This is a genomic window from Gracilibacillus oryzae, assembly GCF_009498735.1.
In the GTDB taxonomy this organism is placed as follows: Bacteria; Bacillota; Bacilli; order Bacillales; family Amphibacillaceae; genus Gracilibacillus; species Gracilibacillus oryzae.
Map to the genome: position 1 here is coordinate 480,055 of NZ_ML762425.1, position 24,986 is coordinate 505,040.

Consider the following 24,986-nt stretch of genomic DNA (forward strand, 5'->3'; position numbering starts at 1 on the left):
TGTCAGTTCCTAAAAAAATCACTTCCAGTGCCTTTTATACAGCTGGAAGTGATTATGCTTTCCTCATGAACAAGTGTTGATTATTAATTTATCGTCATTGGCGAAATAAATGGATTTAATACACCTTCAGGACTTGTTAATCGAAATGTCTGACCATTATAATCAAGCGTCATTTTTTTAGCGAAGAAAACCTTTTGCTGATAATGAACCACTACAGGTATCTCCTCACATTCTACAGCTAAATCACTATTCTCTTTTTCTGCTTTCCAATTGATCGTTGGCATTCCATTTACACCGCATCCACAGCCCTCTGTATCATAAGTTAATGCGAGATAATGCTGGTTTGCACTCTTTAATTCCTTCACTTTCGCAAGCGCCTGTTCTGTAATAGACAGTTCCATGCTCTTATTCCTCCTTATTTCTTTTCAAATTGACTTTTTAATAATCTTTCCATAGCAGATGGGAACAGTTGATACAAAACTGATCCAAACTGCATCCATTTTGGCAAATTTATTTCCCGTTTATTTGTGAATAATGCCTGGCAGATTTTGGTTGCGACTTTTTCAGGTTCCAGCATATAGCGGGCAACACTTTCTTGATATTTCCCGGAAGGATCTGCCTGGTCAAAAAAACTCGTTTTTACTGGACCTATATTTACACACGTCACATTCACTTGAGTATTTTGCGCCAATTCCATCCGGAGGGCATTACTAAAACTAATCACCGCCGACTTTGTCGCACTATATACAGCCGCTTTCGGTGTAGCAATTCTGCCAGCTTGTGAAGCTATATTAATAATATGGGAACTTCTCTGTTGCTTTAAAGCAGGCAGTAAACGATAAGTTGTATACATTAAACTATTCACATTTAAGGAGAGCATTTTCTCCGCTTTATCCCAATCCATTTCGTCAAAAGATTCAAAAACACCGAAACCAGCATTGTTTATCAATGCATCAACTCTTGGAAAGGTACTCATTATCCGGTTTATTGTATTTTCCCATTGTTTCCGGTCTGTTAAATCAACACTATAATAATAAGCTTCCTGGTTATAGGTGGATCTTATTTCTTTTTGCAAAGATTCCAGCTTATTAGCTGATCGTGCAATCATTATTGCAGTTGCACCTGACCATGCTAATTTTTTGGCAACTTCTTCCCCAATTCCAGAAGAGGCACCAGTTATCACAACTACTTTTCCTTTTAATTGATTCATCCTCATCACCATTTCTATTTTAACACGAATAGAACAGGAGTCGAATTTATCTGATTATTAATACAATTGGAATTTTTGCATACTATGAATGGAAGAAGAGATCAATTTGACAGGATTACCGAAATCAAGCACAATAAAGTGAGCTTTTGACCAGTATGGTATTTCAGACTTTTCGCAGTGTAATAAAAATACAGTAAGAATACAATGAAAAATGGGGTGTTCAATGTGTCTACATATATTTATGCTCACAGAGGCGCTAGTAAGAAAGCTCCTGAAAACACCATGCCAGCATTCGAATTAGCTTATCAACAAGGAGCCGATGGTATTGAAACAGACGTACAGTTAACCAAAGACAATATTCCTGTATTAATTCATGATGAGAATTTAAGACGTACAACCAATGGTATGGGATTTGTGCAAGACTATTCTTATGATGAATTAAAAAAACTTGATGCAGGTTCCTGGCATTCAGTAAATTTCCGTCAAACTGTCATTCCCACTCTTGATGATTTATTAACTTGGAATAAGGAAAAACAATTAAAATTAAACATTGAATTAAAAAATAATTTAATTGAATATCCTAACATAGAGAAAATAGTATATGAAAAAATAAAAAAATACCAAATGGAAGAAAATACGGTGATCTCCACTTTCAGCCGAAAAAGCTTGCTGAAAATGAAAAAGCTGAAATTCGATATTGCAACAGCCCTGCTCACAAGTAAACGATCCAGAGATTTAATAGAGACTGCGAAACACCTGAGTGTAGATGGCTTACATATCCGTTTTCGATTACTATCAAGAAGGTTAGTAGATAAAGCAGCAAATAATAACCTCTACACTGCTGTGTATACTGTTAATCAGCCATTCTCCATATCAAAAGTAATAAAAAGCAATTGCCATGCCATAATTACAGATGTACCAGATATTGCATGGTCTATCAGGAAGAAACTTGAAAATTAAAGGAGTGGCCATATGCAAGTAGTATTTTTAGGAACAGGTGCAGGTTTACCAAGCAAAAACAGAAATGTGACTTCCCTTGTGCTTGACTTGTTACAAGAAAACAACACAATGTGGATGTTTGATTGTGGTGAAGCGACTCAGCACCAAATCTTATATACGAATATAAAACCACGAAAAGTGACAAAAATCTTTATTACACATTTACATGGTGACCACATTTATGGGCTGCCGGGATTTCTGAGCAGCAGATCATTTCAAGGGGGAATTGAACCAGTAACCATCTTTGGACCTAGGGGTATTGAAGAATATGTCAAAACCAGTTTGGAAATAAGCCAAACAAGATTAACTTATCAAATTAACTTTGTAGAAACACATAATGGAATTATTTATGAAGATAACAAATTCAAGGTCGTCGCTAATTCATTGGATCATGGTGTTATTAGTTATGGATACAGAATTATAGAAAAAGATCTGCCTGGTGCCTTGTTAGTAGATAAACTAAAACAGCATAATATTCAGCCAGGACCTCTCTATCAGCAAATAAAAGATCAGGAAAAAGTAGTCCTTCCTGATGGACAAACATTAGAAACTGCGCCATTCATCGGGAAACCAAAACCCGGAAGAGTTGTCGCAATTTTCGGGGATACCCGCTTTAAGGAAGAGCAAGATAAATTAGCAGAAAATGCGGACCTTCTCATCCACGAAGCAACATTCTCTGCTGATCAAGAGAAGCTTGCTTATGAGTATTTTCATACCACAACCAAACAAGCTGCAACATTAGCTAAGAAAGCAAAAGTAAAGAAACTGATTCTCACCCATATTTCAGCAAGGTTTCAAGAGGAGGATCTTTCTTCATTAGAAAATGAAGCAAAAGAAATCTTTCCAAATACCGAGATTGCAAAAGACTATACTTGGTTTGCTGTATAAAACAATCAAGTATAGTCTTTCTTGTTATTATTCATTAGAAAAAACTCAGTTGATAGGTTGCATGATCCTTACTCCTTGCATCTTGCATGGTAATACCAAGCAACCTAATAGCAGAGCCATTCCAGTGTTGGTTCAACAGTAACTCACTGTAATAAAATATATCTTCTGTTGAAAATATATATGTTGGAAGCTTCATTCTTCTCGTAATTGTTTTTCGATCAAAATAACGGATCGTCAATTGAACCGTATCGCTTACTGCATTTTTACGCTCCAAGCGAAGTGTTACATTTTGCGCCAGAAGTTTTAATTGAATCAAGAGCTCTTCAAAGTCAGTTATATCTTCAGGAAAAGTTGCGGAGCTGCCAATGCTCTTAAAACTTGCTGCTTTCTCTGGGTCAACCGGTCTTGGGTCATTTCCTAAAGCTCTTGCTTTCAGTTTTTCTCCATTAATACCTAACAGAGACTTTATCAAGTGTGTTTCCGCTTTTGCTATATCACCAATATAAATGATGTTATGCTTTTTTAGTTTTTCAGCAGATTTTTTCCCAACTCCATACATTTCTTCGATTGGCAGCGGCCATAATTTCGCAGCAATATCTCTTTTCCTCAGTATTGTGATCCCATTTGGTTTTTTCATATCTGAAGCCATTTTAGCCAAAAATTTGTTTGGTGCAATTCCGATGCTGCATGGCAAATCTAACTTTTCTAATAGTACTTTCTGAATAGAGTTAGCTATTTCAACAGGACTTCCAATATGGCTGCATGTAGTAATATCCATAAATGCTTCATCAATCGATACTGGTTCTATATATGGTGTATAGGTTCCTAGCAATTTGAAAATTTGCTGAGAAACCTCCCGATACTTCGGAAAATCTGGTTTTAATACAACTAAGTTCGGACATAGTTTTCTAGCTTCCCATAATGCCATTGTTGTTTTTACACCAAAGCTTCTTGCCTCATAGCTGCATGTAACAATGATTCCTTTACGCTCATCAGGATTTCCGGCAATTGCAACAGGTTTCCCTTTTAAAGTAGAATCTTCAGCGATTTCCACAGATGCATAAAAACTATTCATATCAACATGTAATATTACATACCCGTTTTTTGGATACCAGTTACTCATACGTCTCACTTCTTTTTACTATAAAGTGTCCACACCTTTTATTATCTCTATCATTAATTGCGGTATTTGTTTTAGTTGGTTTACCGGTATTCTTTCACTAGTAGTGTGTATATTCTCATAACCGACTGCTAAATTAACTGTTGGGACACCTTTACCAGCTAAATGATTGGCATCACTTCCACCACCGCTGGTTGTAAGAATTGGTTCAGCTCCAATTTTCTTTGCTGCCTGGATCGCTGTTTTGACTACTTTGTCCGTCTCATCGAAACGATAGGATGGATACATAACTTCTGTCTTGATATCCACTTTCCCTCCCATTGCTTCTGCAGTTGTTTGAAGTGCTTCCACCATTGCTTTTACTTGTTTATCTAACTTCTCTTCAGATAAGGATCTCGCTTCTGCAATTAATAATACCTGTTCACAAACTACATTTGTTGGCCCTTTCCCTTCAAAACTGCCGATATTTGCAGTAGTTTCTTCATCAATTCTTCCAAGCGGCATCTTGGTAATTGCTTTAGCAGTCAAGCTGATAGCTGATACCCCTTTTTCCGGACTTACTCCAGCATGTGCAGCTTTTCCATAAATAGTTGCATAAAGTTTTACTTGTGATGGAGCCGAAGTGATAATGTGACCAACATCGCCATCGCTGTCTAATGCATAACCATATTTTACCGGAAGTGATGTTTCATCAAAATAACGAGAACCAACCAAGCCTGATTCTTCCCCACTAGTAATAAGGAAGTAAATATCACCGTGATCGATTGTATTTTCTTTTAACAAATGAATTGTCTCAATAATCGCTGCAATTCCTGCTTTGTCATCGGCCCCAAGGATCGTGGTGCCATCTGAACAAATGTAATTATTTTGAATAGAAGGTTGAATACCTTTGCCAGGGACTACTGTATCCATGTGACTGGTGAAATAAATTGCTTCTTTCTGTTTATTTCCAGGATAGTAAGCAAGGATATTACCTGCTTCATGGTTCGTCTCTAGGGGTGTATTATCTTCCGTTACTTCTAACCCGTTATCTTTGAAAAGCTTAATTAAATAATCTGCAATCTTTCTTTCATATTTTGTTTCTGAATCAATTTTTACTAATTCGATAAATTGTTGGATAATTCTGTCTGTTTTCACTCTTTATGTTCCTCCGATCGATTTTTTCACTTATTATTTACTTGTCCTAAAGATAAATACCATGTAAAATAATGATAGTATTGTTTGTAATTAAAGGAGGCTGTCAATATGGCGTCAAAGCGACAAAAGCGTATTAAGCTAATTGTATATATTATGATTATTGCAATGGTATTATCTACTCTAACAATGGGTCTGTCTGCATTTATTTAATCATGAAAAGGAATCAACATCCAATGTTGATTCCTTTCTTATTAACCAGAGAAAATGGAATTAAATTTCCTCACAATATTCATCAAATAATTGCTGGAGTTTATTAACTACTTCCACAGGGCTATGTCCTTCAATTTCATGTCTTTCAACCATTTTCTGAATTTTCCCATTCTTTAATAAAGCAAAAGAAGGTGATGATGGCGGATACCCTTCGAAATACTCTCTCGCTTTTTCAGTTGCTTCCCGGTCTTGGCCAGCAAATACTGTAACAAGCTGATCTGGTCGTTTATCATAGTGTACAGCACTGGCAGCTGCAGGTCTTGCTACCCCTCCGGCACAGCCGCATGTGGAATTTATCATAACTAATGTAGTGCCATTTTGTTCTAGTGCTTCTTTAACCTCATCAGGTGTTTTTAATTCTTCATACCCTGCTTCTTTTATTTCATTTCTGGCAGTTTCTACAATATCACCCATAAATAAATTAAATTCCATCTGTCAAACTCCTTTTCATAGTTCATTATATATCATCTTAACAACATACCTTTATTTTTTCAATCAGAATTACTTACACTTAGTGCAAAGCGGCAGTCTTATTTCAAATGCAGTTCCATTAGAATTGCTCTCATATAATGAAATTTGTCCATCATGACTGTTAATTATTTTCCTGACAACATTTAAACCTAATCCGGTTCCATTGGATTTGGATGTAGAAAATGGCTCAAACAGAGAATTTTTAATAGAATCCGGGACACCTGGTCCACTGTCTCTGATCCTTAATATTACTTCTCTGTCTTGGACAAATGTTTTAATATGTATAGATCCATTAGCACCAATTGCTTCAAGACTATTTCTTATAAGATTAAGAAACACCTGCTTCATCTGTTTCGAATCCACAAAAACCTCGTGGTCATTAATATCCATTGTAAACAAAATACTTTTCGCATCAAAAGTACTTTGTAACAAAGGTACTAATTCATTTAGAATTTCTGTTAATTTTAATGATCGTCTCTCTGGCTCTTTTTGATGAGACATCAATAACATTTGTTCAACAATATCGAATAAACGCTCTATTTCTTTCATCATTAATTGAAAATTGAATCTTTTTAACTCTTCCTCACTCAATGATTCTTGCATAAGTGTCAAAAATCCATGAATAACAGTTAAAGGATTTCTAATTTCATGTGCTGATGAAGCAGCCATCTCTCCTACCAGAGCCAATTTATCTGATTGAACGATCCGCTTTTCAAGCATGGCTGTTTCCGTTATATCAACAAAGTAGAATATTCTTCCAATCACATTATGATTGCTGTCTTTCATAGTTGTTTGTGAAACTAGTAATACATACTCTTTGTCCGTTATTGTTATGGTAACTTTTTTGTTAAAATAGTTTTCTTCAGATAAAAACATTTCAATCAAAGGATTTGATCTTGCACTCTCTAGATGAACCGGGTCACTAAACCTTTTCAAATTAATCTTTAATAAATTCATTACAAAAGAATTCGCAGTATATTCTTGTTCGTTATTATCGTATGTAATAATACCAATAGGCAAAGAATTAAGTATCTTTTCATGTTTTAATTTATCACGGACGATTTTCTGAAAGGAGTGAAGTAAACTGAATGACATTTGATTAATTGACTTTGTTAAGCTTTGAAATTCAATTTGTCTAGGCTGTTTTAATATTATTCCATAATCACCATTCGCTATTTTATCCACTTTATCCACCATTTGTTCAATAGGTTTAGTCATATTCCTACTCATCCGGAAAGACAAATAAACGGACATAACTATCCCTACAAACGTAAGGATCAATAAGATATAAATAGACTTTTCTATAATTTCCGGAAATGCCTTTGTATTTGCGTCAAAAGCATAAAGTTCTTCCATTCTCTTCTCTGTGATCTCTTTCTTTAATGATTCTAATTCCGGTAAATATTCATTTCGCAGTACGTTTTTTGCAGCCTGAACCTCATTATATTCTAATAAGCCAGCCACTTTGTTTGTCATAATGAAATCTAACAGCATTATTCTATTATGCAAATCTTCTAAGTCTTCAGGTAACTTAATTACATCTTCCAATGAGTCTTGTTGTAATGCGCTGATAATAGAACTATATTCCCTGTTAATATTCTGGTTGCTTTGATCGTTCACGTATGTCTGAACGAGGTTTCTTTTAATATCCAGTTCTTTGTCCCAATGATTATACCAGACCAGATGGGGAAGATTAGTGTCTTTAATTGAGTTTGTCACCTTACTTACTTCATCTATTGATTGAATTAAAAAAATAGAAAATCCACTAAATATAACCATTATAATGAGAAGAATTGTAAGCAGCTTATTTCGCAAAGATAATTTGCTAATTAAATTGGTCATAAAACTCTTCCCCTAACTTAAAAACAGATTTAAGATTCTTGCAAAATCTCTTTTTTTATGTTCTCTATTAATATCATTTCTTCTTCTGTATACATGTTACCTAATGATGCTAATCCATATACGCCATCTCTTGTCGTAAGGTATTTTTTTTCCGCCTCTATTCCTTCCTCACTTAAAAAGTCCTTCATAATAGCTGCATAAACTTGTGACACATCATTCAGTACGCTTGTCAGCACAGCATCTTCCGCCATATATGCCTGGTCTTCCAAGTAACCGATTACGAATATACCATTTGTCTTAGCAAAATTAATGACAGATTGGTTGTAACTGTTCCCCTTAGAGTAAATGACATCTACACCTTGTTCCATCATTTCTCTAGCAATTTGCAAAGCTTTCTTATGATCATCTCTGCTATATACAACATCATAAACTAGTTCTATTTCAGGATTAATTGATTGAACTCCTGCCGGGAAACCCCAGTCCTTATGTTTATTATTTATCGCATCGATAACACCAATTTTTTGTGCTTTTGTTTTCAGAGCGGCAGCTGCACCAGCAACATATTCTATTTCCTGATGATCAAATGTGTATACAGCCAAGTTATTGTTTATATAATCACCGTGCACTGTTACAAATTGAGTTTCACTGTGTTGGTTCGACAATTCATAAAAACTCTCTGAAAATTCCCTTCCATGTCCGATGATCAGTTCTGTACCACCTTGGATATATTGCTGAACTAAACTATCTAAATCATTTTCCAGGTTTACTTCACTTTCAAGGTCCACTTCCACATCATACAAGCTTTCCATTTTCATTTTGCCTTTATATGCCCTGCTGCCCCAACTCTGATCCGTTACTTTATCAGTTGTCAGTATTAACACTTGTTCATGCTCTTTATCAACTGCTGCGTTCATATCATCCATTATCTTCATGGAACGGGATAAAAGAAAGACAAAAACAACAGCCGTAACTCCTAGTGTAATTAATAATATGTATTTTACTTGCTGATTTCGTTTCATATAAGCACCTCAATATTCCACTTGCAGAAATTGCGCTGATTTTACTATATAAGCTGTCCCAGACAGGATTTAAGAAAGAAGATTTAGTAATATTGTATTACAACCCCATTATACATAAGTTTTTCCATTTTGAACACATTTTTTTACATCATTCATTTGATTTCGACAAAATGCGATATTGATCTATGTTGTTATTTCCTTTTCGCTCATTAATCATAATTTACAGATGGATAAGCATACAATAAAAAAGATTGTCCAAAGAAAAATCAGGAGGGAAGAGGATGTTATTCTTTTTATCAACACTTGATATTGATTGGCTAAGGCTGCTGCAGATAATTTCAATAGATATTGTGCTTTCAGGAGATAATGCTCTTGTAATTGCTTTAGCAACCAAAAATTTGCCGAAAAAATTTCAAAATAAAGCTATCTTAATTGGTGTTGGCGGTGCTATTGCTCTGCGAATTTTATTTGCAAGCGGAATTATTTTCTTGCTCAAATTTCCGTTTATTTATTTAATTGGAGGGATCTTGCTTGTCTGGATCAGTTATAAATTACTGATTAATAATGAGGAGCAACAACATATCGCTTCTCATGACTCTGTCTATCGAGCAGTGCTAACCATTATAACCGCTGATGTTGTGATGAGTTTAGACAATGTTGTTGCTATTGCTGGTGCTTCCGAAGGGAATATAACATTACTAGCTATAGGTGTATTAATTAGTATCCCGTTAATGATTTTCGGAGCTAAATTTATCGTTATCCTGCTAAATAAATACAGTTACTTAATGTATATCGGAGCAGGGATTCTGATTTTTACAGGTTCTGATATGATTATGCATGAGCCTTTTATTCTTCAGACTTTTAATCTGAACCACCACTTTACCACTATTATTCTTTCCATTATTCTAACAATTGGGGTAGTCTGGAGTGGTTTTATTACCAAACAGCAAAACTCATGATTTATGAATTTATAGATTTCTGTTTTATTTTCGATTTTCTTTCAACAACCGGAATATTCCATTTCCATTTAAGTGCCAGCATTCTGATCGTAAACGTAACCGTTAAACAAATATATAAGCTTAATATTGGTGTGACAAAATCATCACTTAGAATTAAAGCAGCAGAACCAGCGATGGAAGCCAATCCGTAAACTTCTTTTCGAAAAACTTGCGGGATTTCCTGAACAAAAACATCACGAAGCACTCCACCGCCTATACCAGTTACTAATCCCATTGCAATAATCAGGAATGGCTGAGAGAATTCAAAACTAAGCGCTGCATTCGCACCAACTGCCGTAAAAACACCTAATCCAATTGCGTCAAAAAGAGAGATACTGTAGGTTACTTTCTCAATTCTCTCATAAAAAAGAATAGTAGCTAAACTAGCTAACAAACTAACTAAAAAATACTGTGGTTCGGCCAAGTTTGTTGGCGGGATATTCCCAATCATCAAATCCCTGATCACACCACCTGCTAAAGCCGTTGTCAATCCTAGTAAGATGACTCCGAATATATCTAGTCTTTTTTGAATAGCAAGCAAAGAACCTGATATCGCAAATGCGATGGTCCCAATAAATACAAACATTTCGATAAGTAACATGACAACCTCCTATTTTTCCTGATCAGGTACTTTAAAGCCTTTATAGATAACATCTAATTTATTGAATACCCACTGTAGTGCCAACCCTTGAATGATCACACCAAGAATAGAAGTAATGGTCAAACAGACTATTGTAGGAAAATGATCTACTGATTGCAGGCTATTGGCAAAAAAGAATAAATGTTGAAAAACAATAATAAGTGCATCAATCCAACTATGAAAGTCATTATCCATCTGCCAAATCAGCAATGATTCAATGATTAAGCTGATCGGTATAAGGGTGATGATTGCAATCTTTGTGTATAGATTCATTTTTTGTAAATAAGGCTGGATATAATATTTAGTAATTGTCTTAATCCGGAATAAATAAATAATCCGGACAAATCTTGCTAATTGAAAGAACTGATCAAAAGGAATAATCGCAATTATCAAAAATGGATTTTTCTTAATAAAAGTCCATTTATCTTCAACTGTCAGGATCCGTACAATAAAATCAATGAAAAAAATTAGCCAGACAAGCCAGTTTATTGGAGAGTTTACCTGGTTATCAGTCCATAATGTTAAGATTGTTAAAATAACTAAACAAATCATGAACATATCATAGGTAACTTTTAGAATTCCCTGCATTATAACCACACCATATCAAATTGATAGTAAAAAATAACAGGAAAGAAACCCATTTGTAACAAAGATGGGTTTCTTTTCTCAATTAAGTATACGAGATTCATTATAAAATTGGAACACTTTTTTCGACAATTAATAGATTGGTGTCGTATCACTTGAGATATTTTCTAAAATGGATTTTACATGGGACATAAACGCACCGCAAATCACGCCATCCAATACACGATGATCAAGCGATAAGCACAAATTGACCATATCTCGTGCTGCAAACATATCATTAATGATAACAGGTCTTTTGACAATGGATTCTACTTGCAGAATGGCTGATTGGGGATAATTAATCACACCCATTGACTCTACCGAACCAAATGATCCTGTATTATTAACTGTGAATGTACCACCTTCCATATCATCTGCGGTCAAGTTGCCTGTTCGAGCTTTTCTTGAAAGTTCATTAATTTCTTTGGCAATTCCTTTGATACTTTTTTCATCAACATTTTTGATAACTGGTACATATAATTCATGGCCATGTGCCACTGCAATAGACAGGTTAATGTCTTTTCGCTGGATAATCTTATCCCCTGCCCAGCAACTGTTCAGTTCAGGGAATTTCTTCAATTCTTTGGCCACTGCATTTAAGAAGAAAGCAAAATAGGATAAATTATAGCCTTCGTTTTCTTTAAATTGATCTTTTTCTGCATTACGGTAAGCTACTAGGTTTGTTACATCCACTTCAATCATCATCCAGGCGTGTGGGATTTCTGTTTTAGACCTGACCATATTTTGCGCGATCGTCCTGCGTAAACCTGTCACAGGTATCTCCCGGTCGCCTTCATTAACTTTTATCGGCTTTCTCCGAATAATCGGTGGTGTAAAATCTTCCACTTGCTCTTTTTGACTTTCTTCAGGAATCTGCTGTGATTTCACATTAGGCTGGTTACTTGCCTGATCTTTATTATTCACAGCATTCTCGACATCTTTTCTTGTTATACGCCCACCTTTTCCTGAACCTGTTATCTGGGTCAAATCCAGATCATTCTCTTGAGCTATGCGCATAACAGCTGGGGAATATCTGTTTTTCATTGACTGATCTTTATCAGCAGGTGCGTTATTCTCTGGTGCTTTTTCAGGCTTCTCAGGCTGGGTACGATTTTCACCGGATTCCGCCCCTTCAACTTCTATGTAGCACATCAGTTGTCCAACTTCAAGTGTGTCGCCTTCATTTGCGACAAGCTCTTTGATTACCCCGGTATAGGATGATGGTACTTCTGCATTCACTTTATCTGTCATTACTTCTGCTATTGGATCATATTTTTCAATATGATCGCCTGCTTTCACCAGCCATGTGCTCACAGTACCTTCTGTGACACTTTCTCCTAGCTGCGGCATATTAATTCTTTGTAATCCCAATTCATTCACACTCCTTACCATTAGAATTCTGCTAAATCTCTTATGGCTGTTTCAATTTTGTCCGAATTCATCAACATTTCTTTTTCTAATTTAGAAGCAAACGGCATTGCAGGCACTTCTGGTGCACCCAGTCTTTTGATTGGTGCATCCAAATCAAATAAACAATGTTCACTGATAATAGCTGCTACTTCACCAATAATGCTACCTTCTTTATTATCTTCTGTTACTAGTAACACCTTTCCAGTTTTGGAAGCTGCCTTAATAATTGCTTCCTGGTCAAGCGGGTACACTGTACGCAGATCGAGAATCTCTGTACTGATTCCCTCCTGCTCCAGTTTTTCTGCAGCTTGTTTAGCAAAATGCACACACAAACCATAAGTTATCACCGTTACATCACTGCCTTCACGTTTTACTGCAGCCTTACCAATTGGAATGGTGTAATCTTCTTCTGGTACTTCTTCTTTTAGCAAACGATAAGCTCTTTTATGTTCTAAAAACAAAACAGGATCTTGATCACGAATCGAAGCCTTTAATAAACCTTTTACATCATACGGACTTGAAGGCATCACAATTTTCAATCCAGGCTGATTAGCAAAAATAGCCTCAATGGATTGGGAGTGGTATAAACCTCCATGCACTCCTCCACCATATGGTGCACGAATAGTGATCGGACAATCCCAATCATTATTGGAACGATATCGTATTCTGGCAGCTTCAGACATAATCTGATTCACAGCAGGCAGAATAAAATCAGCAAATTGCATTTCTGCAACGGGCTTCATTCCATACATTGCGGCACCAATGCCGACACCTGCAATAGCTGATTCGGCTAATGGTGTATCAAGCACTCTGGCTTCGCCAAATTGCTCATACAGACCATCTGTTGCACGAAAAACTCCGCCTCGAGGCCCGACATCTTCTCCCAGGATAAAAACTTTCTCATCACGCTCCATCTCTTCTTTGAGTGCTTTTGTTATCGCTTGAATATAATTCAAGACTGCCATTTAAAACCCCTCCTCACTGTAAACAAAATCCTGCAATGTCTTTGGATCTGGACTTGCAGCTTTCTCTGCATAATCTGTTGCTTCATTAATCTCTTGTTTTAACTTTTCTTCCATTTCTCTTTCTTTATCTTCTGTTAAAATGCCTTCTTCCATTAATTTTTTTCTGTACTGCAAAAGGCCATCAATTGACTTTTCGTAATCCACTTCTTCTTTTGTACGGTAAGTCATATCGTCATCATCACTTGAATGTGGTGTAAGACGATAGGACTCTGCCTCAATCAATGTCGGTCCATCACCATTTAATGCTCTATCGCGCGCTTCTTTAACCGCCTGATAAACTGCAACAGGATCATTACCATCAACCTTAATGCCAGGCATTCCATATCCTATCGCGCGATCCGCAATATTTTCACAAGCTACTTGCTTGCTGAGAGGCACAGAAATGGCATATTTATTATTTTCCACCATAAAAATTGCAGGCAATTTATGCACACCAGCAAAGTTCAAACCTTCATGGAAATCTCCCTGATTTGTAGATCCTTCTCCCATTGTGGCAAAGGAAACGAGTGACTTGCCTTCCATTTTTGCTGCAAGCGCTATTCCTGCCGCATGTGGAACTTGGGTTGTTACAGGGGATGATTGTGTAACAATTCGGTTCTTTTTCTGTCCGAAGTGATTTGGCATTTGTCTTCCGCCAGAGTTAGGATCTTCCGCTTTCCCATATGCCATCAGAAAGATGTCTCTAGTTGTCATGCCAAAATGCAATACAACAGCTAAATCGCGATAATATGGCAGAATATAATCTACTTCTTTATCAAGCGCAAATGATGCAGCAACTTGCATGACTTCCTGACCTTGCCCCGATACTACAAACGGAATACTGCCCGCCCGATTTAATAACCACATTCTTTCATCAATTCTTCTTGCTAAAAGCATTTCTTCATACATTGCTAAATGCTGTTCATTACTTACCTGCACGTTATCCATGTAATTTCCTCCCCTCAGCTGCTAATGCAACCTCACTTATAATTTCTGAGATTGATGGATGCGGATTGACTGCTTCTGACATTTCCAAACCTGATCCATCAAAGTATTTCGCTAAACTCACTTGTCCGATCAGCTCTGTTACACCTTTTCCGATAATGTGGAAACCGATTAAATCATCTGTATCTTGATCAATTATGATTTTGGCAAAGCCCGCACTGTTTCCATTAACATGTGCTTTACCAATTGCTTGCATCGATGTTTTTGTGATTTTCACATTATTATATTGCTCTCTTGCTTCAGACTCTGTAAGACCAATTGCTGCAATTTCCATTTCACCATATACACAAGCTGGAATGTCAGTTTGTGGAATTAATGTTGGCAGATTACCAACAATATGTTCTACAGCCACATTCGCTTCATATGTAGCTGCATGTGCCAACTGCTTACCACCATTCACATCACCAATGGCATAAATATGAGACTCTTTCGTTTGGAAAAAGTCGTTCACATCGATGTGGTTATTGTTGAGCTGGATATCCGTGTTATCTATTCCCATATTCCCAACATTAGCTTTTCGTCCAACAGATATTAGCAATTGGTCTGCTGTCCACTCAAGCTCCTTATCAGAGGATTTTATCGAAATACTGCTATTTGTTGTCGTTAAACTGGCTGGCTCAACACTTGTGCTAGTATGCAGCTTAACCCCTCGTCGTTTTAAATATTTGCTCATCTCTTTGGCGATCTCTTTGTCCATATTTGGCAGAATATTTTCAGCAGCCTCTACCAATGTTACGTCGACACCAACTGATTGATAGAAAGATGCCCACTCTACGCCTATCACACCACCGCCCACAATAATAATCGAAGCAGGAAGCTTCTCCATATTTACTGCATGATCTGAAGTGATTACTTTTTCCCCATCAATTGCTATACCTGGTATAGGATTAGGAGAAGATCCAGAAGCGATAATTACATTCTTGGGAACTAACACATCATTTTCCCTGTTATCATCGTATTCTACTGAAATAGAACCAGCCATTGGCGAAAAGATTGATGGTCCTAAAATACGTCCAAAGCCGTCATAGATATCTATTTTTGCAGTGGCAACCAACCCTTTAACACCTTGATGCAACGTTTCGACTATCTTATCTTTTCGCTCGATTGCTTGATCCATATAAAAGCTCGGTTGTCCAGCTTCTACTCCGAAATCGGATGCTGATTGAACCATCCCGAATACTTCTGCACTTTTTAACAAGGCTTTTGTTGGAATGCAGCCTTTATGTAAACATGTTCCACCTAATTTATCTTTTTCGACAATTGCTGTTTTTAATCCATATTGCGCTGCACGGACTGCAGCTACATAGCCGCCTGTTCCGCCGCCAAGCACGACAACGTCATACTCAAATGCCATTTAAATCCCTCACTTTTGCTAAAAATCATATTCTTTCGCTTGTTCTTTGCCTTCCAGAACTCTTAAAGTACCTCTGGCTAACGCTAAAAGCACATTTTCACCAGGAAAAGTAAATACATCTGCAATCCAGCTGACTTTATTTATAATCCGACTATTTAAATAATGCATCTTCGCCAGATTACCTGTTAAAATTACGGCATCAACTTCCCCTTCCAGAACTGCCGCCATTTTCCCAATTTCTTTTGCTACTTGATATGCCATAATACCAAGAGCTTCCATCGTTTCTGTGTCTTTTTGCTGTACAAGGTTGATCACATCACTTATTTGATTTACTCTTAAGTACGCCTTTAAACCACTTTGATGGATCAGTTTTTGTTTTAATTGCTGCATCTGTCTGCCTGCTTCTACACTTAAATTGATTAGTTCGTTGTTAGGTAAACTTCCAGAACGTTCAAACGAAAATGGTCCTTCTCCATCCAAACCATTATTTACATCAATCACCTTGCCATGAAAGTGTGCGCCTACAGTTACTCCACCATCTAAATGAGCGACAATCATACTTAAGTTTTCGACTTTTTTATCTAACTGTTTTGCCAGTTCCCTTGCAACAAATTTTTGGTTTAGTGCATGAAAAATACTTTTCCGTTTAATTTCAGGTCTTCCTGTTGCTTTGGCCAAAGAAGTCATTTCGTCTACAACCACAGGATCCACTATATAGGCATTTACATTTAATTTATTCGCAATATTATATGCTATGATTGCACCTAAGTTAGAAACGTGCGTTCCATTTATCCCATTGATTAAATCACTTATCATTTTGTCGTTGATACGATATGTTCCGCCACTGATCGGTCTGAGTAAGCCTCCTCGGCCACAAACCGCATCAATTGATGACAAATTCAATCCTAGATCTATAATGGTTTCGGTTACTGAAGTAATTCTAAAATCAATCTGTTTGTATAAATCTTTTTCTTGTTCTAATAGCAAGATGTCTTGTTCGAATATGTTACGGTCATTCTCATAAATGGCTATTTTGGTTGAATGAACCAATGGATTAATAACTAAAATTCGAAACGTCCGATTACTCATGAGCTCCCCCTGTCCATATGGTATTTATCCATTTTGTAATAAAGACTTCTAATTGATATGCCTAATTGTTTTGCAGTCTTTGTTTTATTAAAATGATTATTTTCCAATGTTGTTTTAATATAATCCTTCTCAAATGAATCAATTGCCTGCTGCAATTCCATTCCTTCTGAGAAGGTTGGTTCCTTCTTTTCTAATTCAGAAAAAAGGTGAGCGGGTAATAACTCTTTCCTAAGGACTGTTTCGCTATAATCAGCTTTCAATACAGCACTTTCGATCAGGCTCTCTAACTCAGCAATATTTTTAGGCCAGTCATACTGCTGGAATAAAGTAAGTAAGTCTTTATCAATGCTGTGTATGTTTGTCTTATATCTACTGTTATATTGCTCGATAAAATGACCTGTTAACAGTTCTATATCCTCTTTTCGCTTTTTTAATGGGGGAAGTTCTACTTGATATCTGCTTATCCAATCGAAAAATAAGCTTCTTGGAAGTGCTTCGTCCAGATTACTTGTAGAAACAATCAATTGAAATAAATCATCAGCCGTATCATTTTCGATTCTCTCTGCAATCCGGTTAAGAATCTGCTTAGGAAAAGCCATACATTCATCGATGAATAGTGTGCCTTTCCTTACTTCTTGCAAAATACCACTATTAGAACCTTCTCCAAACAATATAGCTTCTAAATTCTCTTCTTTCCCATTTACTCGTACTATTTTAAAGGGGTATTCCTTTCTTTTACTATCAAAATGCAGCGCTCTGGCCATTAATTCTTTGCCAGTTCCTTGCTCGCCTTTAAGAAAAACAGGTACATTCATATTTGAATATAGTATTGCTTGTTTCTTTGCCATTATTACTTCAAAGGACTCACCAACAAGATCATCCATTAGATAACTCTTCTCTAATTTCCTGATGATCGATGTTGCCAGCTGGTACTGTCTTTTATACTTATTGACTTCCTTATAATCTTTAATCATTTGAAAACAACCATATAATTTGCCGGAAATAATAATTGGTTTTGAAGTTATTTCAATCTCTAAATTGTTTCCTATTGTGACAACTTGTATGATTTTGCGTCTCTGTTTTATTGTATCTTTTACAATTTGGGCCAGAACCATATTAAGTTCGGTGCGAGCGTTCTTTTCATATTTACACATTTGTTCGACAAGCAAATTCCATTTGTTGTTGTAATAAGATTTTTCGAAATTAGGTAAAATAAAAGAAACCGCATCTGGAGAATATTCTGCAATTAACGGGATCAGCTCTGTCATAGGATAGTGATCTGTTTGTTCCCGTACTTTTTCTATAAAAGAATCATATTCCTCGATAATTATGAATGTCTTGATTGTTATTCCCTTTTTATCCAGAATAGGGCTGTATGTGCAGAAGACCTTCTCACCATTATTCAATAGGGTTTCTGTACGAAAAACAACTTTTCTTTGTTGCCAAACGGACTCTACCATGTCCAGACTCATGAACCTTGATAAAGACTCTCCAATTAACGGAGTGTTTTTATCAATACCCATGTAATTTATTGCATGCTCATTTATCTCCTCTATTTGTTTGCTCCCGTTAAGGATTAACAAACCGAACGGAAAGTTTTTTATAATAGTTTCACTAGTTATATTATCGAATTGACCATCATTTGCAAACAACATTATCACACCCTGCATCTTTTTGCATACATTCATGATATAATTTTATGCAACATTTAGCAAGCTAGAACTTTTTTTGCGATATATATTACCATTATGCTATACTACTCATAGTATTTGTTGAGCGAAATTGTTTAGAATGGGGTTCTATTATGAGATTAGTTGCGCTTTTGCTATTAGTTCTGCCTGCGGTTTTAGCGACTTATGGAATTAAATTAATGAGGGATGCTTTTTTCGGGGAGTTAACAGCAATATTCTTCCATATAGTTGTGCAATTTATTATTGGTTTTCTCTTATTTATCGGTGGGCTATTCTTTATCGGAGGATTCATTTTACACCGAGATAAAAAACGACAATTAATAAAAGGCGGAAAAAATAACAGATTTAATCATTGATCTGTCATTTTTCCGCCTTTTCTTTGTCATTTTAATTTAGTTTTCACTGGAAAACGAAACTTTACTAATGAACAGGAAATATTGTTAATACTGATTATTCAAAAAACATTTCATATAGTGCTTTAACAGAATCATTTACTTTTGATGCTTTGACACCAAACATCATCGATACTTCAGAAGACCCCTGATTGATCATTTCCAAGTTTACATTCGCTTTTGCAAAAGCATGTGTTGCCTTATCTGCTAAACCAACTGTACTATCCATCCCTTCACCAACGACCATAATTAACGCTAAATCACGATCAATATGTACGGTATCAGGATGAAGTTCTTCCTTGATTCTGGCAACAACTCTTTCTTCTTTCTCTTGTGTCATTCGAGATTCTCTTATGATAACAGAAATATCATCAATGCCAGACGGTGTATGTTCAAAAGAAATCCCTTCATCTTCCAGAATAGTTAACAATTTGCGACCGAATCCAATTTCTCTATTCATCAGGTACTTGCTGATATAAATGCTAACAAAACCTGTATCACTTGCAATACCTACAACAGGATTAGGCTGCGGTTCTTTCTTTGATACGATAATTGTACCCATTGCAGAAGGATTGTTCGTGTTTTTAATACAAACAGGAATATCTGCTTTGAATGCCGGAATTAGCGCTTCATCATGAAATACAGAGAAACCTGCATATGACAATTCGCGCATTTCCTTGTATGTTAGTGAGGTAATTTCTTTCGGATTTGATACGATATTAGGATTTACACAATACACAGAATCCACGTCTGTAAAATTCTCATATAAATCTGCTTTTACCCCTGCTGCAACAATCGAACCGGTAATATCGGATCCGCCACGGGAAAACGTAATCAGTTTGTCATCCTTTGTATAACCAAAGAACCCAGGAATAATGACAATTTCCTCACGGTCTCTAAGTTTGTATAACTGATCGTAACTTTCATCTAAGATTTGTGCACTTCCCGGATTATCACTGACAAAGATCCCCGCCTCTTTAGGGTTTAAATATACAGCTTTCAAACCAAGTGATTGCAAATATACACTTAATATTTTCGCCAGCGAGTCTTCACCTGTTGCTTTAATTGCATCCATTTTTAGATCATCACTTCTGTCAGAAGCAAATATATCCAAAACTCCTTGTTTGATTTCAGCAATAACATCTTCTGAGATATTCAATTCAGAGGTAATGTCTTTAAATCGATTTAAGACAACCTCTAATTTGTCTTCATATGGATCACTATTTAAGAATGCTTCACCCATCTCAATCAAGAGGTCTGTAACTTTCGTATCTTCTGAAAAACGCTTTCCGGGTGCAGATACGATGATTACTTTTCTATCTTGATCATCTTGAATAATATTTGCTACTTTACGTAATTGTTCAGCATTTGCTACTGAACTACCTCCAAATTTAGCTACTTTCATCTTATAACCTCTCCAATAATTATTTTTATACCAATAAAAATATTATCATATTTCAGAACATTTTGTTAAATAAAAGTTGGCTATAAATGAAATTATATTGGAGAATGTCGGCGTTTAGCAAGTTAGCGTCTTGTACACGCTTAATTTTAACGATATATGAGCTGTAACCCCAATTATTTAGAAAGAACCATCTGGGTCCAGTAATCTCTATTTTACTCATAACCTGCCCCAATATGGATAAAGTTCCCGTTCAAGATATTCTTTCGGTGTCCACTGGAGTTCGTCCATGCTTGTACAACTTGTCGCGGTGTTTGCTGTCCTTTGACAATATTTTCTGCTGCAGAACGATAGGAAACACCAAAATCTTGCATCATATGAAATGGAGATCCATAAGTAGGACTATGACTAAAATACTGATTAATACTCATATCTTCAGACTTATATCGAGCAACTCTTGATAATTGCCAATTCGGCTTTAATGGAGGTAAACCATATTTTGCTCTCTCTTGATTTGTCAGTTGTATATCTTGATGTTCCATCCTCTTGACTTGATCGATGCTTGGTATGATAACTTTTTGGCCTGGATAAATTCTGTCAGGATTACTTATTTCTTCATTTATTTCAATTATTTCTGTTAAACTCATTTTATATTTCTTTGATATCTTCCATAATGTATCACCATGTTTTACATAATAGCTGCTTGAAGCTAATACTGTTTTTGGAATCAATAAAACAAGCAACATTACTAAAAAAGACGAAACAACTTTCTTTTTTATCAGTTGTCCTCCAGATTCTTTTCATCGATAATTTTTTGTCCCATTTATTTTTGCTAACAATGATATTTTATTATGTAACGACGAAAAAACCCTTTCCAAACACATTTGGAAAGGGAGAGAAATATTATGAAATTATGATGCCCGATGTTCAAGTCTTAATCTGTCTGCAACCATTGCGATAAACTCAGAATTCGTCGGTTTTGCCTTTGAAACACTGACCGTGTAGCACATTGGTATAATAGGGTTTATGTTAATAAGCTTTCTAACTTTGTTGGGTTGTAATATAAGTAATTTATCGCCTTAATATTTAGTATTTGTTGGTATAATTGTATGTTATATTTAAGCAAAAGACAAGCCTTTTTTTGTTATATTTTGATAACGATAAACATATTATAATAGGTAGAAACTCGATTTTAATTTACCCGGAAAAACAGTTGCCACACTTTACTCAAAAACAATCTCATGTTCGAAAGAAGGCTCTATTTCTTCGTATGTCTTTTCATCAAGGACTGGGCTAAATATAACTCTCACATTGTTAATGTCAGCATCATCTAAAATATAGTTAAAGATAAGCTCTTTCTTTACGATACCAAAGTATAAGTTATCTTCACTCATCATGAAATCATCTAATACGCCATCAATTTGTTCTTTTTTATCCGTAACCAAAGTGGAGATACCATCCCATACAATATCCTGATCACTAGTATTTTCGACAATCATTCGAATCTGTAGATAATTAATCTGACTATCCTTAACATCACCGAACTGAGTTAAATAACTTATGAGGTCTTGTGGAATTTCAGAGTTATTTAAAACCTTCGCATTAATTAAGTCAATCTTCAATGACCCCTGCTCTATTACTTCATTAATTTCAGCTATATTGAGAAGTTCTACTTTACCAGCACCATCTTCATTAGCTGTATCTCCAATTTGTATAAGCGCACCTTCTCGTTCAATCTCTTCTGGACTTCTATTATCTTCTGGCTCAACAACTTCAGCTTCTTCCTGATTAACTTCCTCTTTCTGAGAAGGTTTTTCAACCTCGGTATTATTCTGTAAATCATCTGCTGCAACTTTTTCGACTGAATCATTATTCGAACAAGCGATTAAAAATAAAAGTAGCAATAATATTACAATTCTCTTCAAACGTAATCTCCCCTTATGGTTTTAATTTAATAGTACAGGTAGATTTTACCTGTGTAAAGACAATCTTAATCGACTGTCTTATTAATAAGATCTCCCAAAACATTCTGATGCACAATGGATAGCTGGTGAATCACATTGACTAACTCATCTATACGCTCTTGGTTCTCCAATTCTTCCGTTACCTTAATTAACTGATCAAGACACTTGCTTAATTTCTCTGCGTTTTTAAACATACTGCCCACCCCTTAATATATTTTAAATTTGAGTCCATTTTTGACACATGCATCTTTTAACTTTTCTTTTCTAGTTTCGCTAAGTGAATACCATATTAATGTTGGAACATGGTTGTATTGCTGCTTAATTAAATTTGATAATGCTCTGTATTTTCTAATTTTTTCATAATTAGTTTTCATTGTTTGCACATTGTCTATCTCTACAAAGCTATAACGTCCGGCACGTTGGAAAGTAGCATCAGAAATTAAAGTTTCTGTGCCAAAATGAACAGGAATTTCTTTCTTCCATCCTTCTGGCATACCAAGCTTAATATATAAATCGTTCCTCATTAGAGTGTGCTTAATCTTATCCCGTTTAAGTTTACTTTGAGTTACTCCGACACGCTCTTTACCACGGTTACTAAGAAAGTAAATCTTCTTTTCATAACGTACAGAAGACAATAATTTATCTTTTTCCATTTGATACAATATTCTATGAGAGTTTCGATCACCCCCTAACCCTTCGATGATTCGTAATTGTTCTCGAGTAGCAAAATTAAGTTCAGCCAAACGTAACAATATCTTCTCTTCTCTGATCTTTCTTTGTTCTTGCTGAATCATTAACTTCATACCTCCTTAATCGTCTCCACATTTCATCACTGTTAATAAAGAATGTTTGGACAACATGTTCGTGTACGGTTTTATAAATTGCTCTTCCCGGGTACTCTAATTTTTCTGCACCATCTTGATCAATTGCTACATTTGATTGTGTAGAAGTTTCTAATTTAAAAGAAATCTTTGCAGATGAATTAGCTTTAATTTGATTATCCATAATTTTCGCAGTGGGATATTGAGTACCAAAAATCATTCTGTAACCCAGACCACCAGATACTCTCACGATATGACTCATAATTCTTTGGCAAATCTTAGCGTTAAATTTATCTTCATCACTCATGCTATTATTAGGAACTAATTCTCCAGCTTCATCAATAATGATAAATTTACGTTTATTTATCTTCGTATCTAATATATTTTCTTGGTAATTAGATTTAAACTGCTGCATGGTCTGTTTTATTTCCTGCTCGACCATTTGTAATGCTGAAGCTGACTCTTTATAATTACTAGCCACAACTTTCACTTGTTTTATATTAGCGTATCGGTGAAAAGATAATCCTCCCTTAAGATCGAGAATAAAAAATTCTACATCATTAGGATGGTTTTCGATAAAGTGAGTCATTAAACTTTTCATGAATACAGTTTTCCCCCACCTTGTAGCACCGGCAACAGTCATATGTGGAATCTTATCAAAGTCATGATAAATAAGTTCCTCACCTAGGCTATAACCAATCGGTAGCTGCCAATTATCTAATTTTATAAATTTATAATTGTATTTACTGTTTAGATCCTCATGATAAACCTTGATGAATAATTGATTCTTCAACTCAATTTTAACTGGTCTATTAAGAGTCTTTTGAAGGATGATTTCAAGTTTAGGATCATCAATTAAACCATACGGCAAGTGATAAATGTACGTGTTACATGTATCTGATTTGATTGTTTTAAAATAATAAGGTAGTTGATCTTGAAACCCATATTTAATATTTTTAAACACTAAGTCAATCTTCTCTCTTTCCGTCTTTTTTCGAAACCATGCATAGTGAATAAGTGTACTTATTCCAATCCAAATTCCAGCTTCTAATAACATTGTCTCCTCTCCTCTCTTATGCATATAGAAATGCATATACATTTGCATATTCTAGTCATGAACAATGAAATGAACATTCCGATGTTACTGCAATAACGTTAAAAGGATATAGACAAGCAATAATTTCTAACGCATATTAACAAAATGAAATAAGAGTATTGTTTTGATGTTTTTGATTTAATACATAGATACGCACAGAAAGTTTGTACTATGCCAATATGGCATATTTTTATTTTATATAAAGGAATTAAGCTTTGTGTCTAGAAATTAGTAATTGGTGATGAAGATATGAATCTAAAGATAGTGGAGACAATTAGGAAGCAAGGTTTTACGGCAAGAGAAGTAGCAAACAAATTGAATATGGATCCAAACAACTTATCCAGATACGATGCGAAGAAAAGAAAAATCACTCTTGAAACAGCTTATGAGATATCAAAAATAATTGGATGCAAAGTAGATGACTTGATTAATGAAGAATAATGGATCTATGTCAATAAATTGGACTAAAAATGTTTAATTTTAGTCAAGTACCTACCGCGCTACGCTTGCTGGCCTCTGAAGGGAAGGAACGGCATTCTC

The 24,986-nt window shown here is 35.5% G+C and carries 27 protein-coding genes and 1 pseudogene; 6 read left to right on the forward strand and 22 right to left on the reverse strand.

Annotated features, from left to right (window positions below):
- Window positions 1-83 precede the first annotated feature (83 nt).
- The gene (locus F9U64_RS05155) at window positions 84-401 is read right to left on the reverse strand and encodes an iron-sulfur cluster biosynthesis family protein (protein WP_153401931.1); all 318 of its coding nucleotides are present in this window, start codon (window positions 399-401) and stop codon (window positions 84-86) included.
- Window positions 402-415: 14 nt separating this feature from the next.
- On the reverse strand, window positions 416-1,210 hold the full coding sequence (locus tag F9U64_RS05160) for an SDR family NAD(P)-dependent oxidoreductase (protein WP_153401932.1): 795 nt from the start codon (window positions 1,208-1,210) through the stop codon (window positions 416-418).
- A 225-nt stretch (window positions 1,211-1,435) separates the two neighbouring features.
- Between F9U64_RS05160 and F9U64_RS05165 the strand changes: the two genes are divergently transcribed.
- Together F9U64_RS05165 and rnz are read left to right on the forward strand one after the other, a co-directional pair.
- Complete coding sequence (locus F9U64_RS05165) at window positions 1,436-2,170, forward strand: glycerophosphodiester phosphodiesterase family protein (protein ID WP_153401933.1); 735 nt, start codon at window positions 1,436-1,438, stop codon at window positions 2,168-2,170.
- A 12-nt stretch (window positions 2,171-2,182) separates the two neighbouring features.
- Window positions 2,183-3,097: a ribonuclease Z gene (gene rnz, locus F9U64_RS05170; protein WP_153401934.1), complete on the forward strand. Its 915-nt coding sequence runs from the start codon at window positions 2,183-2,185 to the stop codon at window positions 3,095-3,097.
- A 34-nt stretch (window positions 3,098-3,131) separates the two neighbouring features.
- On the opposite strand, the gene F9U64_RS05175 is transcribed toward rnz, so the two are convergent.
- Together F9U64_RS05175 and F9U64_RS05180 are read right to left on the reverse strand one after the other, a co-directional pair.
- The gene (locus F9U64_RS05175; RefSeq protein WP_153401935.1) at window positions 3,132-4,220 is read right to left on the reverse strand and encodes a DNA polymerase IV; all 1,089 of its coding nucleotides are present in this window, start codon (window positions 4,218-4,220) and stop codon (window positions 3,132-3,134) included.
- Between the two features lie 18 nt (window positions 4,221-4,238).
- Window positions 4,239-5,354, reverse strand: coding sequence for a M20/M25/M40 family metallo-hydrolase (locus F9U64_RS05180; RefSeq protein ID WP_153401936.1), 1,116 nt, complete (start codon window positions 5,352-5,354; stop codon window positions 4,239-4,241).
- A gap of 108 nt (window positions 5,355-5,462) precedes the next feature.
- Between F9U64_RS05180 and prli42 the strand changes: the two genes are divergently transcribed.
- Window positions 5,463-5,564, forward strand: coding sequence for a stressosome-associated protein Prli42 (gene prli42 / locus F9U64_RS05185; RefSeq protein ID WP_153401937.1), 102 nt, complete (start codon window positions 5,463-5,465; stop codon window positions 5,562-5,564).
- Between the two features lie 60 nt (window positions 5,565-5,624).
- On the opposite strand, the gene F9U64_RS05190 is transcribed toward prli42, so the two are convergent.
- The 3 genes from F9U64_RS05190 to F9U64_RS05200 all read right to left on the reverse strand — a co-directional run bounded on the left by F9U64_RS05190 (window position 5,625) and on the right by F9U64_RS05200 (window position 8,956).
- Window positions 5,625-6,056 (reverse strand): BrxA/BrxB family bacilliredoxin, encoded by a 432-nt coding sequence (locus F9U64_RS05190; protein ID WP_153401938.1) that lies wholly within the window; start codon window positions 6,054-6,056, stop codon window positions 5,625-5,627.
- Between the two features lie 69 nt (window positions 6,057-6,125).
- The gene (locus tag F9U64_RS05195) at window positions 6,126-7,937 is read right to left on the reverse strand and encodes a sensor histidine kinase (protein WP_153401939.1); all 1,812 of its coding nucleotides are present in this window, start codon (window positions 7,935-7,937) and stop codon (window positions 6,126-6,128) included.
- Between the two features lie 29 nt (window positions 7,938-7,966).
- A complete protein-coding gene (locus tag F9U64_RS05200) occupies window positions 7,967-8,956 on the reverse strand; it encodes a BMP family ABC transporter substrate-binding protein (RefSeq protein ID WP_153401940.1) in 990 nt (329 codons plus the stop codon).
- A 281-nt stretch (window positions 8,957-9,237) separates the two neighbouring features.
- On the opposite strand from F9U64_RS05200, the gene F9U64_RS05205 reads away from it, so the two are divergent.
- Window positions 9,238-9,915: a TerC family protein gene (locus F9U64_RS05205; RefSeq protein ID WP_153401941.1), complete on the forward strand. Its 678-nt coding sequence runs from the start codon at window positions 9,238-9,240 to the stop codon at window positions 9,913-9,915.
- 1 nt (window position 9,916) lies between these two features.
- Here the strand turns inward: F9U64_RS05205 and F9U64_RS05210 are convergent, their stop codons facing one another.
- From F9U64_RS05210 to F9U64_RS05245, 8 genes are all read right to left on the reverse strand, one after another.
- A complete protein-coding gene (locus F9U64_RS05210; RefSeq protein WP_153401942.1) occupies window positions 9,917-10,555 on the reverse strand; it encodes a trimeric intracellular cation channel family protein in 639 nt (212 codons plus the stop codon).
- Window positions 10,556-10,564: 9 nt separating this feature from the next.
- A complete protein-coding gene (locus F9U64_RS05215; RefSeq protein ID WP_153401943.1) occupies window positions 10,565-11,182 on the reverse strand; it encodes a transporter in 618 nt (205 codons plus the stop codon).
- A 129-nt stretch (window positions 11,183-11,311) separates the two neighbouring features.
- Complete coding sequence (locus F9U64_RS05220) at window positions 11,312-12,568, reverse strand: dihydrolipoamide acetyltransferase family protein (protein WP_407647289.1); 1,257 nt, start codon at window positions 12,566-12,568, stop codon at window positions 11,312-11,314.
- Between the two features lie 41 nt (window positions 12,569-12,609).
- A complete protein-coding gene (locus tag F9U64_RS05225; RefSeq protein WP_153401945.1) occupies window positions 12,610-13,593 on the reverse strand; it encodes an alpha-ketoacid dehydrogenase subunit beta in 984 nt (327 codons plus the stop codon).
- The gene (locus F9U64_RS05230; protein ID WP_153401946.1) at window positions 13,594-14,580 is read right to left on the reverse strand and encodes a thiamine pyrophosphate-dependent dehydrogenase E1 component subunit alpha; all 987 of its coding nucleotides are present in this window, start codon (window positions 14,578-14,580) and stop codon (window positions 13,594-13,596) included.
- On the reverse strand, window positions 14,573-15,991 hold the full coding sequence (lpdA, locus tag F9U64_RS05235) for a dihydrolipoyl dehydrogenase (protein WP_153401947.1): 1,419 nt from the start codon (window positions 15,989-15,991) through the stop codon (window positions 14,573-14,575). Before lpdA ends, F9U64_RS05230 begins: the two co-directional genes overlap by 8 nt.
- A gap of 18 nt (window positions 15,992-16,009) precedes the next feature.
- Window positions 16,010-17,080, reverse strand: coding sequence for a butyrate kinase (gene buk / locus F9U64_RS05240; protein WP_153401948.1), 1,071 nt, complete (start codon window positions 17,078-17,080; stop codon window positions 16,010-16,012).
- On the reverse strand, window positions 17,077-18,735 hold the full coding sequence (locus tag F9U64_RS05245; protein ID WP_194287282.1) for an AAA-type ATPase lid domain-containing protein: 1,659 nt from the start codon (window positions 18,733-18,735) through the stop codon (window positions 17,077-17,079). Before F9U64_RS05245 ends, buk begins: the two co-directional genes overlap by 4 nt.
- 149 nt (window positions 18,736-18,884) lie before the next feature.
- Here F9U64_RS05245 and F9U64_RS05250 point away from each other — a divergent pair, with 149 nt between their 5' ends.
- Window positions 18,885-19,127, forward strand: a complete 243-nt coding sequence (locus tag F9U64_RS05250) for a DUF2627 family protein (RefSeq protein WP_153401950.1) — start codon at window positions 18,885-18,887, stop codon at window positions 19,125-19,127.
- 94 nt (window positions 19,128-19,221) lie between these two features.
- On the opposite strand, the gene F9U64_RS05255 is transcribed toward F9U64_RS05250, so the two are convergent.
- The 7 genes and pseudogenes from F9U64_RS05255 to F9U64_RS05285 all read right to left on the reverse strand — a co-directional run bounded on the left by F9U64_RS05255 (window position 19,222) and on the right by F9U64_RS05285 (window position 24,407).
- Window positions 19,222-20,568 (reverse strand): aspartate kinase, encoded by a 1,347-nt coding sequence (locus F9U64_RS05255; protein WP_153401951.1) that lies wholly within the window; start codon window positions 20,566-20,568, stop codon window positions 19,222-19,224.
- Between the two features lie 212 nt (window positions 20,569-20,780).
- On the reverse strand, window positions 20,781-21,311 hold the full coding sequence (locus tag F9U64_RS05260; protein ID WP_194287283.1) for a CAP domain-containing protein: 531 nt from the start codon (window positions 21,309-21,311) through the stop codon (window positions 20,781-20,783).
- Between the two features lie 165 nt (window positions 21,312-21,476).
- Window positions 21,477-21,569, reverse strand: a pseudogene (locus F9U64_RS05265) (sporulation transcription factor Spo0A); the annotation flags it as partial.
- Window positions 21,570-21,788: 219 nt separating this feature from the next.
- A complete protein-coding gene (locus tag F9U64_RS05270; protein WP_153401953.1) occupies window positions 21,789-22,490 on the reverse strand; it encodes a hypothetical protein in 702 nt (233 codons plus the stop codon).
- Between the two features lie 65 nt (window positions 22,491-22,555).
- Window positions 22,556-22,723 carry a hypothetical protein gene (locus tag F9U64_RS05275; RefSeq protein ID WP_153401954.1) on the reverse strand — a complete coding sequence of 56 codons (168 nt, stop codon included), beginning with the start codon at window positions 22,721-22,723 and terminating at the stop codon, window positions 22,556-22,558.
- A 12-nt stretch (window positions 22,724-22,735) separates the two neighbouring features.
- On the reverse strand, window positions 22,736-23,323 hold the full coding sequence (locus F9U64_RS05280; RefSeq protein WP_153401955.1) for a replication-relaxation family protein: 588 nt from the start codon (window positions 23,321-23,323) through the stop codon (window positions 22,736-22,738).
- On the reverse strand, window positions 23,265-24,407 hold the full coding sequence (locus tag F9U64_RS05285; protein WP_153401956.1) for an FtsK/SpoIIIE domain-containing protein: 1,143 nt from the start codon (window positions 24,405-24,407) through the stop codon (window positions 23,265-23,267). Before F9U64_RS05285 ends, F9U64_RS05280 begins: the two co-directional genes overlap by 59 nt.
- 288 nt (window positions 24,408-24,695) lie before the next feature.
- On the opposite strand from F9U64_RS05285, the gene F9U64_RS05290 reads away from it, so the two are divergent.
- Window positions 24,696-24,887, forward strand: a complete 192-nt coding sequence (locus tag F9U64_RS05290) for a helix-turn-helix domain-containing protein (protein WP_153401957.1) — start codon at window positions 24,696-24,698, stop codon at window positions 24,885-24,887.
- Window positions 24,888-24,986 lie beyond the last annotated feature (99 nt).

What these genes read in the sequence shown, in the direction of transcription:
- F9U64_RS05155 (WP_153401931.1), bottom strand. Translation starts at nt 401, where the DNA reads ATGGAACTGTCTATTACAGAACAGGCGCTTGCGAAAGTGAAGGAATTA.
- F9U64_RS05160 (WP_153401932.1), bottom strand. Translation starts at nt 1,210, where the DNA reads ATGAATCAATTAAAAGGAAAAGTAGTTGTGATAACTGGTGCCTCTTCT.
- rnz (WP_153401934.1), top strand. Translation starts at nt 2,183, where the DNA reads ATGCAAGTAGTATTTTTAGGAACAGGTGCAGGTTTACCAAGCAAAAAC.
- F9U64_RS05175 (WP_153401935.1), bottom strand. Translation starts at nt 4,220, where the DNA reads ATGAGTAACTGGTATCCAAAAAACGGGTATGTAATATTACATGTTGAT.
- prli42 (WP_153401937.1), top strand. Translation starts at nt 5,463, where the DNA reads ATGGCGTCAAAGCGACAAAAGCGTATTAAGCTAATTGTATATATTATG.
- F9U64_RS05190 (WP_153401938.1), bottom strand. Translation starts at nt 6,056, where the DNA reads ATGGAATTTAATTTATTTATGGGTGATATTGTAGAAACTGCCAGAAAT.
- F9U64_RS05195 (WP_153401939.1), bottom strand. Translation starts at nt 7,937, where the DNA reads ATGACCAATTTAATTAGCAAATTATCTTTGCGAAATAAGCTGCTTACA.
- F9U64_RS05200 (WP_153401940.1), bottom strand. Translation starts at nt 8,956, where the DNA reads ATGAAACGAAATCAGCAAGTAAAATACATATTATTAATTACACTAGGA.
- F9U64_RS05205 (WP_153401941.1), top strand. Translation starts at nt 9,238, where the DNA reads ATGTTATTCTTTTTATCAACACTTGATATTGATTGGCTAAGGCTGCTG.
- F9U64_RS05210 (WP_153401942.1), bottom strand. Translation starts at nt 10,555, where the DNA reads ATGTTACTTATCGAAATGTTTGTATTTATTGGGACCATCGCATTTGCG.
- F9U64_RS05215 (WP_153401943.1), bottom strand. Translation starts at nt 11,182, where the DNA reads ATGCAGGGAATTCTAAAAGTTACCTATGATATGTTCATGATTTGTTTA.
- F9U64_RS05220 (WP_407647289.1), bottom strand. Translation starts at nt 12,568, where the DNA reads ATGCCGCAGCTAGGAGAAAGTGTCACAGAAGGTACTGTGAGCACATGG.
- F9U64_RS05225 (WP_153401945.1), bottom strand. Translation starts at nt 13,593, where the DNA reads ATGGCAGTCTTGAATTATATTCAAGCGATAACAAAAGCACTCAAAGAA.
- F9U64_RS05230 (WP_153401946.1), bottom strand. Translation starts at nt 14,580, where the DNA reads ATGGATAACGTGCAGGTAAGTAATGAACAGCATTTAGCAATGTATGAA.
- lpdA (WP_153401947.1), bottom strand. Translation starts at nt 15,991, where the DNA reads ATGGCATTTGAGTATGACGTTGTCGTGCTTGGCGGCGGAACAGGCGGC.
- buk (WP_153401948.1), bottom strand. Translation starts at nt 17,080, where the DNA reads ATGAGTAATCGGACGTTTCGAATTTTAGTTATTAATCCATTGGTTCAT.
- F9U64_RS05245 (WP_194287282.1), bottom strand. Translation starts at nt 18,735, where the DNA reads ATGTTGTTTGCAAATGATGGTCAATTCGATAATATAACTAGTGAAACT.
- F9U64_RS05250 (WP_153401950.1), top strand. Translation starts at nt 18,885, where the DNA reads ATGAGATTAGTTGCGCTTTTGCTATTAGTTCTGCCTGCGGTTTTAGCG.
- F9U64_RS05255 (WP_153401951.1), bottom strand. Translation starts at nt 20,568, where the DNA reads ATGAAAGTAGCTAAATTTGGAGGTAGTTCAGTAGCAAATGCTGAACAA.
- F9U64_RS05260 (WP_194287283.1), bottom strand. Translation starts at nt 21,311, where the DNA reads ATGTTGCTTGTTTTATTGATTCCAAAAACAGTATTAGCTTCAAGCAGC.
- F9U64_RS05275 (WP_153401954.1), bottom strand. Translation starts at nt 22,723, where the DNA reads ATGTTTAAAAACGCAGAGAAATTAAGCAAGTGTCTTGATCAGTTAATT.
- F9U64_RS05280 (WP_153401955.1), bottom strand. Translation starts at nt 23,323, where the DNA reads ATGATTCAGCAAGAACAAAGAAAGATCAGAGAAGAGAAGATATTGTTA.
- F9U64_RS05285 (WP_153401956.1), bottom strand. Translation starts at nt 24,407, where the DNA reads ATGTTATTAGAAGCTGGAATTTGGATTGGAATAAGTACACTTATTCAC.
- F9U64_RS05290 (WP_153401957.1), top strand. Translation starts at nt 24,696, where the DNA reads ATGAATCTAAAGATAGTGGAGACAATTAGGAAGCAAGGTTTTACGGCA.